General features: G+C 59.9%; 16 protein-coding genes and 1 other RNA gene. 13 read left to right on the top strand and 4 right to left on the bottom strand.

The window, feature by feature from the left end:
* The 4 genes from ACIPL2_RS34330 to ACIPL2_RS34315 all read left to right on the top strand — a co-directional run.
* A partial coding sequence (locus ACIPL2_RS34330; RefSeq protein ID WP_401365056.1) for a cytochrome bc complex cytochrome b subunit occupies positions 1–789 on the top strand: 789 nt, incomplete at its 5' end.
* Complete coding sequence (locus tag ACIPL2_RS34325; RefSeq protein ID WP_401365054.1) at positions 789–1,571, top strand: cytochrome c1; 783 nt, start codon at positions 789–791, stop codon at positions 1,569–1,571. The genes ACIPL2_RS34330 and ACIPL2_RS34325, both read left to right, overlap by 1 nt.
* 150 nt (positions 1,572–1,721) lie before the next feature.
* Positions 1,722–2,339 (top strand): glutathione S-transferase N-terminal domain-containing protein, encoded by a 618-nt coding sequence (locus tag ACIPL2_RS34320; protein WP_008155978.1) that lies wholly within the window; start codon positions 1,722–1,724, stop codon positions 2,337–2,339.
* A gap of 16 nt (positions 2,340–2,355) precedes the next feature.
* The gene (locus ACIPL2_RS34315; RefSeq protein WP_059406200.1) at positions 2,356–2,769 is read left to right on the top strand and encodes a ClpXP protease specificity-enhancing factor; all 414 of its coding nucleotides are present in this window, start codon (positions 2,356–2,358) and stop codon (positions 2,767–2,769) included.
* Between the two features lie 159 nt (positions 2,770–2,928).
* On the opposite strand, the gene ACIPL2_RS34310 is transcribed toward ACIPL2_RS34315, so the two are convergent.
* The 4 genes from ACIPL2_RS34310 to ACIPL2_RS34295 form a co-directional block, all read right to left on the bottom strand.
* Positions 2,929–3,510 carry a BON domain-containing protein gene (locus tag ACIPL2_RS34310; RefSeq protein WP_059406201.1) on the bottom strand — a complete coding sequence of 194 codons (582 nt, stop codon included), beginning with the start codon at positions 3,508–3,510 and terminating at the stop codon, positions 2,929–2,931.
* A complete protein-coding gene (locus ACIPL2_RS34305) occupies positions 3,507–4,100 on the bottom strand; it encodes a phosphoheptose isomerase (protein WP_007972584.1) in 594 nt (197 codons plus the stop codon). The genes ACIPL2_RS34310 and ACIPL2_RS34305 overlap by 4 nt, the downstream gene beginning before the upstream one ends.
* Positions 4,101–4,204: 104 nt before the next feature.
* Positions 4,205–4,567, bottom strand: a complete 363-nt coding sequence (locus ACIPL2_RS34300) for a YraN family protein (RefSeq protein ID WP_401365050.1) — start codon at positions 4,565–4,567, stop codon at positions 4,205–4,207.
* Positions 4,567–6,378: a penicillin-binding protein activator gene (locus tag ACIPL2_RS34295; RefSeq protein ID WP_401365047.1), complete on the bottom strand. Its 1,812-nt coding sequence runs from the start codon at positions 6,376–6,378 to the stop codon at positions 4,567–4,569. The genes ACIPL2_RS34300 and ACIPL2_RS34295 overlap by 1 nt, the downstream gene beginning before the upstream one ends.
* A 176-nt stretch (positions 6,379–6,554) precedes the next feature.
* On the opposite strand from ACIPL2_RS34295, the gene rsmI reads away from it, so the two are divergent.
* The 9 genes from rsmI to mraY all read left to right on the top strand — a co-directional run bounded on the left by rsmI (position 6,555) and on the right by mraY (position 15,670).
* On the top strand, positions 6,555–7,460 hold the full coding sequence (rsmI, locus tag ACIPL2_RS34290; protein ID WP_401365045.1) for a 16S rRNA (cytidine(1402)-2'-O)-methyltransferase: 906 nt from the start codon (positions 6,555–6,557) through the stop codon (positions 7,458–7,460).
* Positions 7,461–7,536: 76 nt separating this feature from the next.
* An RNA gene (rnpB, locus tag ACIPL2_RS34285) (RNase P RNA component class A) lies at positions 7,537–7,890 on the top strand.
* A 446-nt stretch (positions 7,891–8,336) separates the two neighbouring features.
* Positions 8,337–8,792 (top strand): division/cell wall cluster transcriptional repressor MraZ, encoded by a 456-nt coding sequence (gene mraZ, locus ACIPL2_RS34280; protein WP_008147486.1) that lies wholly within the window; start codon positions 8,337–8,339, stop codon positions 8,790–8,792.
* A complete protein-coding gene (gene rsmH, locus ACIPL2_RS34275) occupies positions 8,789–9,736 on the top strand; it encodes a 16S rRNA (cytosine(1402)-N(4))-methyltransferase RsmH (RefSeq protein ID WP_401365042.1) in 948 nt (315 codons plus the stop codon). The genes mraZ and rsmH overlap by 4 nt, the downstream gene beginning before the upstream one ends.
* The gene (ftsL, locus tag ACIPL2_RS34270) at positions 9,733–10,026 is read left to right on the top strand and encodes a cell division protein FtsL (RefSeq protein WP_401365039.1); all 294 of its coding nucleotides are present in this window, start codon (positions 9,733–9,735) and stop codon (positions 10,024–10,026) included. The genes rsmH and ftsL overlap by 4 nt, the downstream gene beginning before the upstream one ends.
* The gene (locus ACIPL2_RS34265) at positions 10,026–11,765 is read left to right on the top strand and encodes a peptidoglycan D,D-transpeptidase FtsI family protein (protein ID WP_401365059.1); all 1,740 of its coding nucleotides are present in this window, start codon (positions 10,026–10,028) and stop codon (positions 11,763–11,765) included. The genes ftsL and ACIPL2_RS34265 overlap by 1 nt, the downstream gene beginning before the upstream one ends.
* Positions 11,765–13,228, top strand: coding sequence for a UDP-N-acetylmuramoyl-L-alanyl-D-glutamate--2,6-diaminopimelate ligase (locus tag ACIPL2_RS34260; RefSeq protein ID WP_401365036.1), 1,464 nt, complete (start codon positions 11,765–11,767; stop codon positions 13,226–13,228). The genes ACIPL2_RS34265 and ACIPL2_RS34260 overlap by 1 nt, the downstream gene beginning before the upstream one ends.
* Complete coding sequence (gene murF / locus ACIPL2_RS34255; RefSeq protein WP_401365034.1) at positions 13,221–14,588, top strand: UDP-N-acetylmuramoyl-tripeptide--D-alanyl-D-alanine ligase; 1,368 nt, start codon at positions 13,221–13,223, stop codon at positions 14,586–14,588. Before ACIPL2_RS34260 ends, murF begins: the two co-directional genes overlap by 8 nt.
* Positions 14,588–15,670, top strand: coding sequence for a phospho-N-acetylmuramoyl-pentapeptide-transferase (gene mraY, locus ACIPL2_RS34250; RefSeq protein ID WP_007904350.1), 1,083 nt, complete (start codon positions 14,588–14,590; stop codon positions 15,668–15,670). The genes murF and mraY overlap by 1 nt, the downstream gene beginning before the upstream one ends.
* Positions 15,671–15,758: the final 88 nt, after the last annotated feature.

Here is a 15,758-nt window from a genome sequence, read left to right as displayed (position 1 = left end):
GGCCAGATGTCCTACTGGGGTGCCCAGGTGATCATCTCGCTGTTCGGTGCGATCCCGGTCATCGGCAACGACCTGACCCAGTGGATCCGTGGTGACTACCTGATTTCCGGTATTACCCTGAACCGCTTCTTTGCCCTGCACGTCGTGGCCTTGCCGATCGTGATCCTCGGTCTGGTGGTGCTGCACGTACTGGCGCTGCACGAAGTTGGTTCGAACAACCCGGACGGCGTCGACATCAAGAAATACAAAGACGAAAATGGCGTACCGCTGGACGGCATTGCCTTCCACCCGTACTACACCGTGAAAGATATCGTCGGCGTGGTGGTGTTCCTGTTCATCTTCTGTTCGATCGTGTTCTTCTTCCCGGAAATGGGCGGTTACTTCCTCGAGAAGCCGAACTTTGAAGTGGCGAACGCCTTCAAGACCCCAGAGCACATCGCTCCGGTCTGGTACTTCACACCGTTCTACGCGATTCTGCGGGCGATTCCGGACAAACTCCTGGGCGTTATCGCCATGGGCGCGGCCATCGCTGTGCTGTTCGTCCTGCCGTGGCTCGACCGCAGCCCGGTCAAGTCGATGCGCTACAAAGGCTGGATGAGCAAGATCTGGCTTTGGGTGTTCTGCATCTCGTTCGTGATCCTGGGCATTCTGGGGGTGTTGGCCCCGACGCCTGAGCGCACGCTGCTGTCGCAGGTATGTACCTTCCTGTACTTCGCCTACTTCATTCTGATGCCGTTCTACACCAGGCTCGAGAAGACCAAACCGGTTCCGGAAAGGGTGACTGGCTGATGAAAAAGCTATTTGCTGTACTGATTCTTGCTGCCATGCCTGTACTGTCCTTCGCGGCTGAACACGGTGGTCCCGAGCTGGAAAAGGTCGACATCGACGTTTCCGACAAAGCGGCCATGCAGGATGGCGCGCGTACCTTCGCCAACTACTGCATGGGTTGCCACAGCGCCAAGTTCCAGCGCTACGAGCGTGTGGCCGATGACCTGGGTATTCCTCATGACCTGATGCTCTCGAAGCTGGTGTTCACGGGCGCCAAGATCGGCGACCACATGAGCATCGGCATGCAACCGGCTGACGCCAAGACCTGGTTCGGTGCGGCGCCGCCCGACCTGACCCTGGTTGCGCGCGTGCGGGGTACTGACTGGCTTTACGGTTACCTGAAATCTTTCTACGAAGACCCGTCGCGTCCTTGGGGCGTGAACAACAAGGTGTTCCCGAACGTGGGCATGCCTAACGTGCTGGTGGGCCTGCAAGGTCGCCAGGTCATCGGTTGCAAACAGGTCCAGGTCGTCGAAGACGGCAAGAAGCAATATGATCCGCTGACCGGTACCGCGCTGACTCATGAAGCGTGCGATCAGATGACCATTGTGCCGAAGAGCGGAACCCTGACCGAAGAGCAGTTCGATGAGAAGGTCAAGAATCTGGTAACCTTCCTCGCTTACTCGGCTAACCCGGTTAAGCTGCAACATCAGCGCATCGGCACGTACGTCTTGCTGTACCTGGCGTTCTTCTTCGTATTCGCCTATTTGCTCAAGCGCGAATACTGGAAAGATGTGCACTGATAGAGCTTCAAGCAATTGCTGTTAATCGCGCGCGCCCAAGGGCGTCTCTGAAGGTGTAACGAGCCTGGTGATCCAGGCGTTACGGGAGGCGCCCTCTGGGCGCGTGCGTTTTTCCGCTTCCGATAATTTCAACAAGCGAGGAGGACCGCCATGGGCGTGACCAATCGGTTGGCCTGTTACTCCGACCCCGCCGACCACTATTCCCACCGAGTGCGCATCGTACTTGCAGAGAAGGGTGTCAGCGCCGAGATCATTTACGTGGAAGCTGGTCGCCAGCCGCCTAAACTGATTGAAGTGAACCCTTACGGCAGCTTGCCCACCCTGGTCGATCGTGACCTGGCGTTGTGGGAGTCGACCGTGGTGATGGAATATCTGGATGAGCGTTACCCGCACCCGCCTTTACTGCCGGTTTATCCCGTGGCGCGTGCCAACAGCCGTCTGCTGATTCATCGTATTCAGCGTGACTGGTGTGGCCTGGTGGATCTGATCCTGGATTCCCGGTCCAAGGAAGCAGCCCGCGTGGTCGCTCGTAAAGAGCTGCGCGAAAGCCTGACGGGCGTGTCGCCGTTGTTCGCCGACAAGCCGTTTTTCCTCAGTGAGGAACAAAGTCTGGTGGATTGCTGCCTATTGCCAATACTCTGGCGATTGCCGATTCTGGGTATAGAACTGCCGCGGCCAGCCAAGCCGCTGCTTGATTATATGGAGCGCTCGTTTGCGCGTGAGGCTTTCCAGGCGAGTCTGTCTGGTGTCGAACGCGATATGCGCTAAGGCTTAAGGAGCCGCTATGAACTCCAGTCGACCTTATCTGGTCCGCGCGCTCTACGAGTGGATTGTGGACAACGATTGCACCCCGCACATGCTGGTCAATTCCGAGTATCCGTCGGTGCAGGTGCCTCAGGGTTTCGCCAGTGACGGACAGATTGTCCTGAACGTATCGCCGGCCGCCGTGCGCCATATGCACATGGACAACGAAGCGGTCAGCTTCGAAGGGCGCTTCGGTGGCGTACCGCACACGCTGTACGTGCCTATCGCATCGATCCTGGGTATTTACGCCCGGGAGAACGGTCAGGGCATGGTGTTTGATCTGGAATCGCCTATGGAAGACGAGGAAGAGATCGAGCCGGACGACGATATCCCGCCACCCGACAGCGAGCCGCCGCGGCCTAGCGGTCGGCCGAGTTTGAAGGTGGTGAAGTAATAAAAAAGGCGATCCTTTCGGATCGCCTTTTTTATTACTTCACCACCTTCAAACCGTGTAGGAGCTGTCGAGAGAAACGAGGCTGCGATCTTTTGATTTTGATTGTTAAGATCAAAAGATCGCAGCCTCGTTTCTCTCGACAGCTCCTACAGATCGGTATCAGTCGATGTATTCGAACAGTTTTACGATCTTCTGCACGCCGGAAACGCCTTGCACCAGGTTGGTCGCCTGGGCCGCTTCCTGTTTGGTCAGCAGGCCCAGCAGGTAGACGATGCCGTTCTCGGTCACCACCTTGATGCGCGAACCCGGGATGTTCGGATCAGTGAGCATTTGCGTCTTGATCTTGGAAGTCAGCCAGGTGTCATTCTGGCGCGCAAGGAAGCCGGAAGGTGGCAGCACTTGCAGTTCGTTGTGCACCGTCTTCACCCGCTGAACCGCAGCAGCGGCTTGTTCAGCCTTGGCCTTGAGGTCGGCGCGCGGGGTTTGCCCGGCGAGCAGCACGACGCCGTTGAAGCTGGTGACGACGATGTGCGAATCGTTGTCCAGGGCCGGGTCGGCCTTGGCGATGTTGACACCGACCTTGGTGTCGATCAGGGAGTCGTCGATCTTGCTGCCGAAGGTGCGGGTGCCGCGGTCATCTTCAATTGGCGCTTCGCGGCTGGCGTTAACCACCGAGGTGCAGCCGCTGATGCCGACGAGGCACAGGGTCAAGGCCAGTAGGCCTAGGCGATTAGGGGTCATTCTTCACTCCCGAACAGTTGGCTGTCGATCAAGTCGCAAAGGCAATGGATCGCCAGCAGGTGGACTTCCTGAATACGTGCAGTGACGTTGGCCGGTACGCGAATTTCGACGTCCTCGGGCAAAAGCAGTGACGCCATGCCGCCGCCGTCACGACCCGTCAATGCTACGACAATCATTTCGCGATCATGTGCGGCCTGGATCGCTTGAATTATGTTTGCCGAGTTGCCGCTGGTGGAAATGGCCAGCAATACATCACCCGGCTGGCCAAGGGCGCGGATCTGTTTGGAGAAGATTTCGTTGTAGCTGTAGTCGTTGGCGATCGAGGTGATCGTCGAGCTGTCGGTGGTCAATGCGATGGCGGGCAGGCTCGGGCGTTCGCGTTCGAAGCGGTTAAGCAGCTCGGACGAGAAGTGCTGGGCATCGCCGGCAGAACCGCCGTTGCCGCAGGAGAGCATTTTGCCTTCGTTGAGCAAGGCGTTGACCATGACCTGGCTGGCTTGCTCGATGTGCGGTGCAAGTACTTCCATCGCCTGTTGCTTGGTGTCGATACTGGCCTGAAAAAGCTGGCGAATTCGGGATTGCATGTCCATCTGTGTGACCTTAATTAGCGCGGCTACTCGGCACATGAATGTGCAGCCCGCAAAGCAAAGAGCAAAAGTGTTGGGTGAAAGTGTCCGGTTCGGGACGTGCGCGATCAGCTGTCGAAGGCATTCTGCAACCAGTTCAACTGATCGAGGTTGCTGTCGATGGCAACCACGTCGAAACGGCAAGGGGAATTGGCCCAACGCGACTCGCGCTGAAGAAAATACTGCGCGGCAAAAATCAGTTTCTGCCGTTTGCGCTCATCGATGCTATCGAGCGCGCCACCCCATTGAGTGTTTTTTCTGTAGCGAACTTCAACGAATACTACTGTATCGCCATCAAGCATGACCAGATCAAGCTCGCCGCGTTTACACAACCAGTTCTGCGCCAGCAGGCGCAGACCTTGTTGTTGAAGATGCTCGAGCGCATGCCGCTCGGCCTCTTTACCGCTTTGCTGGCGTGACCTGTCAGGCATCAGCGCGCGGTGTCCGGCAGGCGTTGAACCTGGCCGTTGACGAACTGTGCCCACGGCAACTGGCGCACGACGCGTTGGTTCGGCGTCATGCCCAGGCTGCCCGATTGACCTTCGATGCGGCTGTCCGGCAAGGCTTTGAGTTGGCCCAGGCGCGGCGCCAGGCGATAGGCATCAACACCCATCGCGTAAAGGCGGCCGAGGCTGCCACCGGCCTGTGGCCATTGTGCAGTGACCTGTTTGCGCAGTGGGTCATTGGCATCCAGCAACCATGGGGTTTCACAGAAGCGAATACCGTTCATGTCGTTGTACTGATTCACGTCGCCGCTGGCGCTGAACACGTGGGACGTGGCGTAAACCGGCACGTCACCCGCGTATTGGAAGTTCAAGGTCGGCTTGATCTGCTGGGCCTGCTGTGGCGTGGCGGCGAGGAAGATGAACTCGATGTCCTGGCGACGCGAAGGCTGGGCCGCTACCTGCCCACCCACGGTGCTTTGCAGGCTCTTGGCGCGGCCTTCGCTCTGGCGCAGCTGGAACATGTCGGCAATCTGCTGGGCCAGTTGCACGGGCTGGTCGACGCGTTCGGTGGCGACAATGCTGCCACCGTTGGCTTGCCAATCCTGGCTGAACGCCTTGAGCACACGATCGCCCCATTCGCCTTTTGGCACCATGATTGCGGCGCGATGCAGGCCATCGGCGCGAGCGCGACGGGACACTTCGCGGGCTTCGTCTTCAGCGGCAAGGCCGAACTGGAACAGCTGGGCCGGACCTTGTTCGCCTTCGCTGTAGTTCAGCGCCAGGGTAGTGATCGGCAGTTGCGGGCGAGTGCTGAGCTGTTTGACCAGCGGCTTCTCCAGCGGACCGACCACCAATTGCACGCCGTCGGCCTGGGCCTTGCGGTAGAACTCGTCCATCGATGTCAGCTTGGAGCTGTCATAGAACTCGATGGCTGGCGGCTTTTGCCCGGCTTGTTGGGCCTGGTAATGAGCGGCCATGAAGCCTTCACGCAGGGCTTTGCCGACCGAAGCCAGCGGACCGTCTTGCGGCAGCAGCAGAGCAATCTTGCCCAGGGGCTGGCTGGCCAGTTCCTTGAGCTTGGTCAATGGCAGCGGTAATTGAATGGCGGCCGGGTGCTTTGGATTCTGTTCGCGCCAGGTATCGATCGCGGCTTGCTGTTGTTCCACGGTGCCGGCAGATTTCACGGCCAGCGCCAGGCCCATCCAGCCGCCAAGGTCATCGTTGGTGGTCGGTTGCAGTTGATCGGTCGGCAGCGAAGCGATCAGGGTCCAGATCGCTTCGTGGTTTTTGCTGGCGGCTTCGCCTTCGAGCATCGGCGCGATAAAGATCCGCTCGCGTGCGGCGGCCAGGGTCTGGCCATCGGCTTCAAGGGCACGGGCGTGTACGGTGCCGGTGCGCACCTGTTGCTCGACGGGCAGTTCGCTCAGGCGTTGCAGGCTCGGATGGCTCAAGGCCGTCAGCGCCGCCTTGGGCTGATTGCGGGTCATGGCCAGTTCAGCCGCCAGGGTGCTGGCGAAGACTTGCGGGCCAGGCTTGAGTGTCTCGACCGGCACTTGTTGCAGGATTTGCGCGGACTGGCCGGCATTCCCCTGACGATAGGCCAGGTCTGCCGCGCTCAGGCGCAACAGGGCCGCGTCTTCCGGCGTCTTGCTTTTGGCGGCCTGGTCGAGCAGTTGCTCGATACTGGCATCCGGGGTGCGTGGAAGTTCGCCAAGGCTGGAAGAGGGCGAGCTGGCGCAAGCCGCCAGCAAGGCAGCGAGGCAGAGGGCAGTGAACAGCCGCAGGCAAGCGATCATGTAGTGTTCCTGATACTCGATCAAATTAGCGTGGAATTGTACCCAAGCACTGGCCGGGGCGCGATGTTACTGGCGTGAATCGATCAATTTAGCTCGTGCAAATGTTGCAGCGCCGCACAAAAGGCTGTGAAACCAAGGGCTGCTTGCGCGTATCGCGAACGTCGCTACGCGCTACAATGGCGACTTTTACCGATCATGAGGTGTGCGCTTTGACTGCTCCAGGTGCTTTGAATTCCGCCGCTGGCTCGCTTTATGTGGTGGCGACGCCCATTGGCAACCTGGACGACATCAGTGCGCGTGCCCTGAAAATCCTGCGTGAGGTGGCGTTGATCGCCGCCGAAGACACCCGCCATTCCCAGCGGTTGATGCAGCATTTCGGCATTCCCACGCCGCTGGCGGCCTGCCATGAACACAACGAGCGGGATGAAGGTAGCCGTTTTATCACCCGTTTGCTGGCAGGCGATGATGTGGCGCTGATCTCCGACGCCGGGACACCGCTGATTTCCGATCCGGGTTATCACCTGGTGCGTCAGGCCCGTGCAGCGGGGATCAACGTGGTGCCGGTTCCGGGTGCCTGCGCATTGATCGCAGCGTTGTCGGCGGCGGGTCTGCCGTCGGACCGTTTTATCTTCGAAGGTTTTCTGCCGGCCAAGGCGGTAGGGCGGCGCGCACGTCTGGAGCTGGTCAAGGAAGAACCGCGTACGCTGATTTTCTATGAGGCCCCGCACCGCATCCTTGAATGCCTGCAAGACATGGAGCTGGTCTTCGGCGGCGAACGTCCGGCGTTGCTTGCGCGAGAAATCACCAAAACCTTCGAAACCCTCAAGGGATTGCCGTTGGCCGAACTGCGCGCGTTCGTCGAGTCGGACAGCAATCAGCAGCGGGGCGAATGCGTGGTGTTGGTCGCGGGCTGGTCTGTCCCCGAGACCGAGGACGCGGTCAGCAGTGAGGCGATGCGCATTTTGAACCTGTTGCTTGAAGAGATGCCGCTCAAGCGAGCGGCCGCGTTGGCCGCGCAAATTACCGGGGAGCGTAAGAATGTGCTCTATCAGGTCGCGCTGGATAAACAGAAGGGCGAGTGAAAACCCGACGCACAGGCGTGACTGAAGGCGTTTAGCGCTTGTTCTTCGGCCGCTCTGCCGTTAACCTTCGCGGCGGAGAGTCGATCGGACAGTCGCTGCCCTCTATGAAAATTAGGGGGGGGAGGAAAGTCCGGGCTCCATAGGGCGAAGTGCCAGGTAATGCCTGGGAGGCGTGAGCCTACGGAAAGTGCCACAGAAAATAACCGCCTAAGCGCTTCGGCGCCGGTAAGGGTGAAAAGGTGCGGTAAGAGCGCACCGCACGTCTGGCAACAGTTCGTGGCTAGGTAAACCCCACTGGGCGCCCGGCCCAATAGGGTCCCAAGGCGTGGCCCGCGCTGGGACCGGGTAGGTTGCTAAAGATGTCCAGTGATGGCCATCGTAGACGAATGACTGTTCAAGACAGAACCCGGCTTACAGATCGACTCTCCACCTTTTTCTATACCTCTGCTTTAATCATGAGCAGGGCGTTGGCAGTAACAAATTCCCTCCTTGTACAATGATTGGCAGAAGGGTTGTGTGATATCGATTGGCCTGCTCTGGGAGCGACAAAACAACAGCCCCGTGGCATCGATTTCCGTCCTTGCACAATCCATCGCAGAACCCCATTTGTAATACCAAAAAAATCTTACTCTTAACAAACTACTTTAACTTCTGAACGCAGCCTTCTGTGCTGATTCAAGTTATCGGGCAAATTCATTCGTCGAATTCTCGTTACCCCTCCTTTTGCACTCCTAAATCTCAGTTCTGTAAGGCTTTTCCTTGAATGCGCGCCTTGACGGTGCGGTGGCCGCATTCCTATAGTGTGCGCAAGTGGCGGAAAGTGGCATGAAGTGGGTTTTTTGAGCTCAAAACGCTAAAATTTGGAGAAACGCAGACGTGTTTCGCGGAGCTAACGCTATCAGTCTCGACGCAAAGGGCCGTCTCGCCATGCCGAGCCGGTACCGTGACGAGCTCGTTTCGCGTAGTTCCGGTCAGCTGATCGTCACAATCGATGCCGTTGATCCGTGTTTGTGTGTTTACCCCCTCGATGAGTGGGAAATTATTGAAACCAAACTGCGCGCACTGCCTTCGCTTCGCGAAGAGAACCGCCGTCTGCAACGTTTACTGATTGGTAATGCCGTCGACCTCGAGCTCGATGGCAGTGGTCGTTTTCTGGTTCCGCCGCGTCTGCGTGAATATGCCAAGTTGGATAAGCGCGCGATGTTGGTAGGCCAACTGAACAAGTTCCAATTGTGGGACGAGGATGCCTGGGATGCGGTTTCTGCCGCTGACCTGGCTGCTATTCAACAACCGGGCGCGATGCCTGATGAACTGCGTGATTTGATCCTGTGACTATTGATAGCGGCTTTAACCACATCACCGTACTGCTCGACGAAGCCGTAGAGGCTCTCGCCGTACGTCCTGATGGCTGCTATCTGGACGGTACGTTCGGGCGCGGCGGGCACAGCCGGTTGATCCTCAGCCAGCTCGGCCCCGAGGGGCGGGTGCTCGGATTTGACAAGGATCCTCAAGCGATTGCCACCGGGCAAGCGCTGGCGGCCGAAGACGGCCGCTTTGTCGTTGTGCAGCGCAGCTTTGCCGAGCTTGGTTCGGAAGTCGCCGAGCGCGGCCTGGCCGGCAAGGTCAGCGGTGTTTTGCTCGACCTGGGCGTGTCCTCGCCACAGCTCGACGACCCTGAGCGCGGCTTCAGTTTTCTCAACGATGGCCCGCTGGACATGCGCATGGACCCGTCCCGCGGGATCAGCGCTGCCGAATTCGTCAACACCGCCCCGGTGGAAGAAATCGCCCGGGTGTTCAAGGAATACGGCGAAGAACGTTTCTCCGGTCGCATGGCCCGTGCCGTGGCCGAGCGTCGCGACATCAAGCCGTTTGAACGCACTGGCGACCTGGCTGAAGTCCTGAAAGTCGCCAACCCGGCGTGGGAGAAGGGCAAGAACCCGGCGACCCGTGCGTTCCAGGGCCTGCGTATTCACGTCAACAACGAACTGGGCGACCTGGAAGCCGGCCTCGAAGCCGCACTGGCCTGCCTGGAAATCGGCGGCCGCCTGGTGGTCATCAGTTTCCATTCGCTGGAAGACCGCATCGTCAAACTGTTCATGCGCAAACTGGTCAAGGGTGAAGCCGACAATCTGCCGCGCAACCTGCCGGTGCGTCACGTCGCCTTCGAACCGATCATCAAAATCCATGGCAAAGCGCAGTCCGCCTCCGAGGCCGAACTCAAAGCCAACCCACGTTCCCGGAGCGCCGTCATGCGCGTCGCGGAGAAGCTGCGGTGAGCAAGCTTTTCGCCAAGCCACTTCCCGGCGGAAGCTTTTTCATGCTGCTGCTGTTTGTGGGCGTGCTCGTCTCGGCCATTGGCGTGTCGTACAGCGCTCACTGGAACCGCCAACTGTTGAACACGCTGTACAACGAGTTGAGCGTGCGCGACAAAGCGCAGGCGGAATGGGGTCGGTTGATTCTCGAACAGAGCACCTGGACCGCCCACAGCCGTATCGAAGTGCTGGCGACCGAGCAACTGAAGATGCGCATTCCGGGCGCCGCTGAAGTGCAGATGGTGGCGCCATGATGAAACTCGAAGGGGCAATGTTCCCATGGCGTTTCCGCGTGGTGCTGGGCTTGCTCGGTATCATGGTCGCGGCCATTTCCTGGCGCATCATCGATCTGCAAGTGGTCGACCGTGCTTTCTTGAAAGGCCAGGGCGATGCGCGCAGCGTTCGTCACATTCCGATTCCGGCTCACCGTGGTCTGATCACTGACCGTAACGGCGAGCCGTTGGCCGTGAGTACCCCGGTCACCACCCTGTGGGCCAACGCCAAGGAAATGCAGCAGGCCAAAGAAAAATGGCCAGCACTGGCGGCGGCGCTGGGTCAAGACCCTAAAGCCCTGGCCGAACGTCTCGAAGCCCAGGCCAACAAAGAATTCATCTACCTGGTGCGTGGGCTGACGCCTGAGCAAGGCCAGTCGGTGCTCGACCTGAAAGTACCGGGCGTCTACGGCATCGAAGAATTCCGGCGTTTCTACCCGGCCGGTGAAGTCACCGCGCACATGGTCGGATTTACCGACATCGATGACCACGGCCGTGAAGGGGTCGAGCTGGCCTATGACGAATGGCTCGCCGGCGTGCCCGGCAAGCGACAGGTCATCAAGGATCGGCGTGGCCGACTTATCAAGGACGTCCAGGTCACCAAAAACGCCAAGGCCGGCAAGCCCTTGGCGTTGTCCATTGACCTGCGCCTGCAATACCTGGCCAACCGCGAACTGCGTAACGCGATCATCGAGAACGGCGCCAAGGCCGGCAGCCTGGTGATCATGGACGTCAAGACCGGCGAGATCCTGGCCATGGTCAACCAGCCGACCTACAACCCGAACAACCGTCGCAACCTGCAACCGGCGATGATGCGTAACCGCGCGATGATCGACGTGTTCGAGCCGGGTTCGACCATGAAAGCGATCTCCATGAGCGCCGCGATCGAAACCGGGCGCTGGAAGCCGAGCGATACCGTCGAGGTCTACCCGGGCACCTTGCAGATTGGTAAATACACCATCAAAGACGTCTCCAAGTCCGAAGGCCCGGTGCTCGACCTGACCGGCATTCTGATCAACTCCAGTAACGTCGGCATGAGTAAGGTCGCGTTCGATATCGGCGGCGAAACGATTTTCCGCCTGGCGCAGAAAGTCGGCCTCGGCCAGGACACCGGCCTCGGCTTCCCGGGCGAGCGCGTCGGCAACCTGCCGAACTACCGCGAATGGCGCAAGGCGGAAACCGCCACGCTGTCCTACGGCTACGGTATTTCCGTAACGGCGATCCAGCTGGTCCATGCGTTTTCGGCCTTGGCAAACAACGGCCGCCTGGCGCCGCTGACGCTGATCAAAACCGACAAAATGCCGCAAACCACGCAAGTGCTGCCGGAAACCGTAGCAAAAACCATGCAGACCATGCTGCAGCAAGTGATCGAAGCCCCGCGCGGTGTGTTCCGTGCGCAGGTGCCGGCGTATCACGTGGGCGGCAAGTCGGGTACCGCGCGCAAGACCTCGGTGGGCACCAAAGGCTACGCCGAGAATTCCTACCGCTCGCTGTTCGCCGGTTTCGGCCCGATGAGCGATCCGCGTTACGCGATCGTAGTGGTGATCGATGAACCGACCAAAGCCGGCTACTTCGGTGGTCTGGTCTCGGCGCCGGTGTTCAGCAAAGTGATGTCCGGGACGTTGCGCCTGATGAACATCACCCCGGACAACCTGCCGCCTACCCAACAAGCCAACGCCACACCGGTCGTTCCGCTGAAAGCCAATGGAGGGCGCGGCTGATGTCTCTGAGCCTGAACAAGATTTTTGCCCACGCCGGACGCGATCTATTGATCCGCGAGCTGGCTCTGGACAGCCGTAACGTGCGGGCTGGCGATCTGTTTCTCGCCGTCCCCGGCGGCAAGTTCGACGGTCGGGCGCACATCGCCGATGCCTTGCAGCGCGGCGCTGCCGCCGTGGCTTATGAAGTCGAAGGCTCGACCGTGCTGCCGATCACCGATGTGCCGTTGATTCCGGTCAAAGGCCTGGCGGCGCAGCTGTCGGACATCGCCGGGCGTTTTTACGGTGACCCGAGCCGCCATCTGAACCTGATCGGCGTGACCGGCACCAATGGCAAAACCAGCGTGACCCAGTTGGTCGCGCAAGCCCTCGATTTGCTCGGCCAGCATTGCGGCATCGTTGGCACGCTGGGCACCGGTTTCTATGGCGCGCTGGAAAGCGGCCTGCACACCACGCCGAACCCGATCGCCGTGCAAGCGACCCTCGCCGACCTGAAAAAGGCCGGCGCCAAAGCCGTGGCCATGGAAGTTTCTTCCCATGGTCTGGATCAGGGGCGTGTCACGGCGCTGGCGTTCAAAGTGGCGGTGATGACCAACCTGTCCCGCGATCACCTGGATTACCACGGCACCATGCAGGCCTACGGCGAAGCCAAGGCCAAGCTGTTTGCCTGGAACGATTTGAAATGCCGGGTGGTTAACCTCGACGACGATTTCGGCCGGCAACTGGCCGCCGAAAAACGCGAATCGCGCTTGATCACCTACAGCCTCGAAGATTCGAGCGCCTACCTGTATTGCCGGGAAGCGCAGTTCGACGACGAAGGCGTGCGCGCCACGTTGGTCACGCCTCAGGGCCAGCACCACTTGCGCAGCACTTTGCTCGGTCGCTTCAACCTGAGCAACGTGCTGGCCGCGGTCGGCGCCTTGCTCGGCCTGGACTACGCGCTGGACGAAATCCTCAAGGTCCTGCCAAAACTCGAAGGCCCGGCCGGGCGCATGCAGCGTCTGGGCGGCGGCACTCAGCCGTTGGTGGTGGTCGATTACGCCCACACCCCGGATGCGCTGGAAAAAGTCTTGATGGCCCTGCGTCCTCACGCCAAAGGCCGCTTGCTGTGCCTGTTCGGTTGCGGCGGTGATCGCGATCGCGGCAAGCGTCCGCTGATGGCGGAAGTGGTCGAGCGTTTGGCCGATGGCGTGCTGGTCACCGACGACAATCCGCGCACCGAAGACCCAGCGGTGATTTTCGATGACATCCGCGCCGGTTTCACTGCGGTGGATAAAGTCACCTTCGTCGCGGGCCGTGGCCAGGCGATTGCCCAGTTGATCGCCAGCGCTTCGGCGGATGACGTGATCGTCCTGGCCGGTAAAGGTCACGAGGACTATCAGGAAATCAATGGCCAGCGTCACGCGTTTTCCGATCTGGTCGAGGCCGATCACGCCTTGACCGCGTGGGAGGTGACCCATGCTTAAAGCCTTGAAACTGAGCGAACTGACCGGCGCCCTGAATGCCCGTCTGCTGACCGCCGATGCCACTTTCAACGGCGTCAGTATCGACAGCCGTGCGATCAAGCCCGGCCAGTTGTTCATCGCCCTGACCGGCCCGCGCTTCGATGGTCATGACTATCTCAATGACGTCGCCGCCAAAGGCGCCGTAGCGGCGTTGGTCGAGCGCGAAGTCGCCGACAGCACGCTGCCGCAATTGCTGGTAAAAGATACCCGTCACGCGCTCGGTCAACTCGGCGCGTTGAACCGTGCCGCCTACACCCATCCGGTGGCGGCCATTACCGGCTCCAGCGGCAAAACCACGGTCAAGGAAATGCTCGCGAGCATCCTGCGTACGCGCGGTCCGGTGCTGGCGACCCGTGGCAACCTGAACAATGACCTCGGCGTGCCGCTGACCCTGCTTGAGCTGGCACCGGAACACACCGCTGCCGTGATCGAACTCGGTGCCTCGCGGCTTGGCGAAATTGCCTACACCGTCGGCATGACCAAGCCTCACGTGGCCATCCTCAATAATGCCGGGACCGCCCACGTCGGCGAGTTCGGCGGACCGGAAAAAATCGTTGAAGCCAAGGGCGAGATCATTGAAGGGCTGGCAGCCGATGGCGTTGCCGTGCTCAATCTTGACGACAAGGCCTTTCAAATCTGGAAGACCCGCGCCGGTGAGCGCAAGGTCCTGACGTTTGCCCTGAGCAACCTCAGCGCCGATTTCTACGCCAGTGACCTCGATCGCGATGCGCGCGGTTGCCCGGCATTCAACCTGCACAGCCCTGAAGGTGTGGAACGGGTTCAACTGAACCTGCTCGGCACGCATAACGTTGCCAATGCCTTGGCCGCTGCTGCTGCCGCGCATGCGCTGGGCGTGTCGCTGTTCGGCATCGTCACTGGCCTTGGCGCGGTGCAACCGGTCAAGGGGCGTACCGTCGCGCAACTGGCCAGCAATGGCATGCGCGTCATTGATGACACTTACAATGCGAACCCCACCTCTATGTGCGCCGCCGTTGATATACTCGCCGGCTTTTCCGGCCGCACCGTCCTGGTGCTCGGGGATATCGGCGAGTTGGGCGATTGGGCGGAGCAGGGGCACCGCGACGTGGGCGCGTACGCCCGTGGCAAGGTTTCCGCGCTTTATGCCGTCGGGCCAAATATGGTTCACGCCGTAAACGCTTTTGGCGAACAGGCTTATCACTTCACCACTCAGGCTGAACTGATCAAGGCCCTTGGCGCCGAGCAAGACACAAACACCACCATTTTGATCAAGGGCTCGCGCAGCGCTGCGATGGAAAACATCGTCGCCGCTTTGTGCGGGTCCAGTCTGGAGAAACATTAATGCTGCTGCTGTTAGCGGAGTATCTACAACAGTTCTACAAAGGCTTCGCGGTCTTCCAGTACCTGACCCTGCGCGGGATCCTCGGTGTGCTGACCGCGCTGGTTTTGTCGCTGTGCTATGGCCCGTGGATGATCCGTACTCTGCAAAACCGTCAGATTGGTCAGTCCGTTCGCAACGACGGTCCACAATCGCACCTGTCCAAGTCGGGCACGCCAACCATGGGTGGCGCGCTGATTCTGTCGTCCATCGGCGTCAGCACCTTGCTTTGGGCTGACCTGGCCAACCGTTACGTTTGGGTGGTGTTGCTGGTGACGTTGCTGTTCGGCGCCATCGGTTGGGTCGATGACTATCGCAAGGTGATCGAGAAGAACTCCCGTGGCTTGCCGAGCCGCTGGAAATACTTCTGGCAATCGGTGTTCGGCCTGGGCGCGGCGATCTTTCTTTATATGACTGCCGCCACTCCGGTGGAAACCACGCTGATCCTGCCGATGCTCAAGGACTACAGCATTCCGCTGGGCGCAGGCTTCATTGTCCTGACCTATTTCGTGATTGTCGGCTCGAGCAACGCGGTCAACCTGACCGACGGCCTCGACGGCCTGGCGATCATGCCGACCGTCATGGTGGGCGGCGGTCTGGGGATCTTCTGCTACCTGTCGGGTAACGTGAAGTTCGCCGAATACCTGCTGATCCCTTATGTCCCGGGCGCGGGTGAGTTGATCGTGTTCTGCGGCGCGTTGATCGGTGCGGGGCTCGGCTTCCTCTGGTTCAACACGTACCCGGCACAGGTTTTCATGGGTGACGTCGGCGCACTGGCGCTGGGCGCGGCCCTGGGCACCATCGCGGTGATCGTCCGTCAGGAAATCGTCCTGTTCATCATGGGCGGCGTGTTCGTGATGGAGACCCTGTCAGTCGTCATTCAGGTTGCCTCCTTTAAGCTGACCGGTCGCCGCGTGTTCCGCATGGCGCCGATTCACCACCACTTTGAACTCAAGGGCTGGCCCGAGCCACGCGTGATCGTCCGTTTCTGGATCATCACCGTGATTCTGGTATTGGTCGGCCTTGCCACCCTGAAGCTGAGGTAGAACGAGTGTCTCTGATCGCTTCTGACCACATCCGCAACGTTGTCAGCCTCGCCAAGAGCGTCATGTCCCAGGTACGCTTCCAGGCGAA

This window comes from Pseudomonas sp. NPDC086251 (genome assembly GCF_044746405.1).
Classification (GTDB): Bacteria; Pseudomonadota; Gammaproteobacteria; order Pseudomonadales; family Pseudomonadaceae; genus Aquipseudomonas.
Note: the sequence above shows the minus strand (reverse complement) of the source record. Positions and strands in the feature narration are given on the sequence as shown.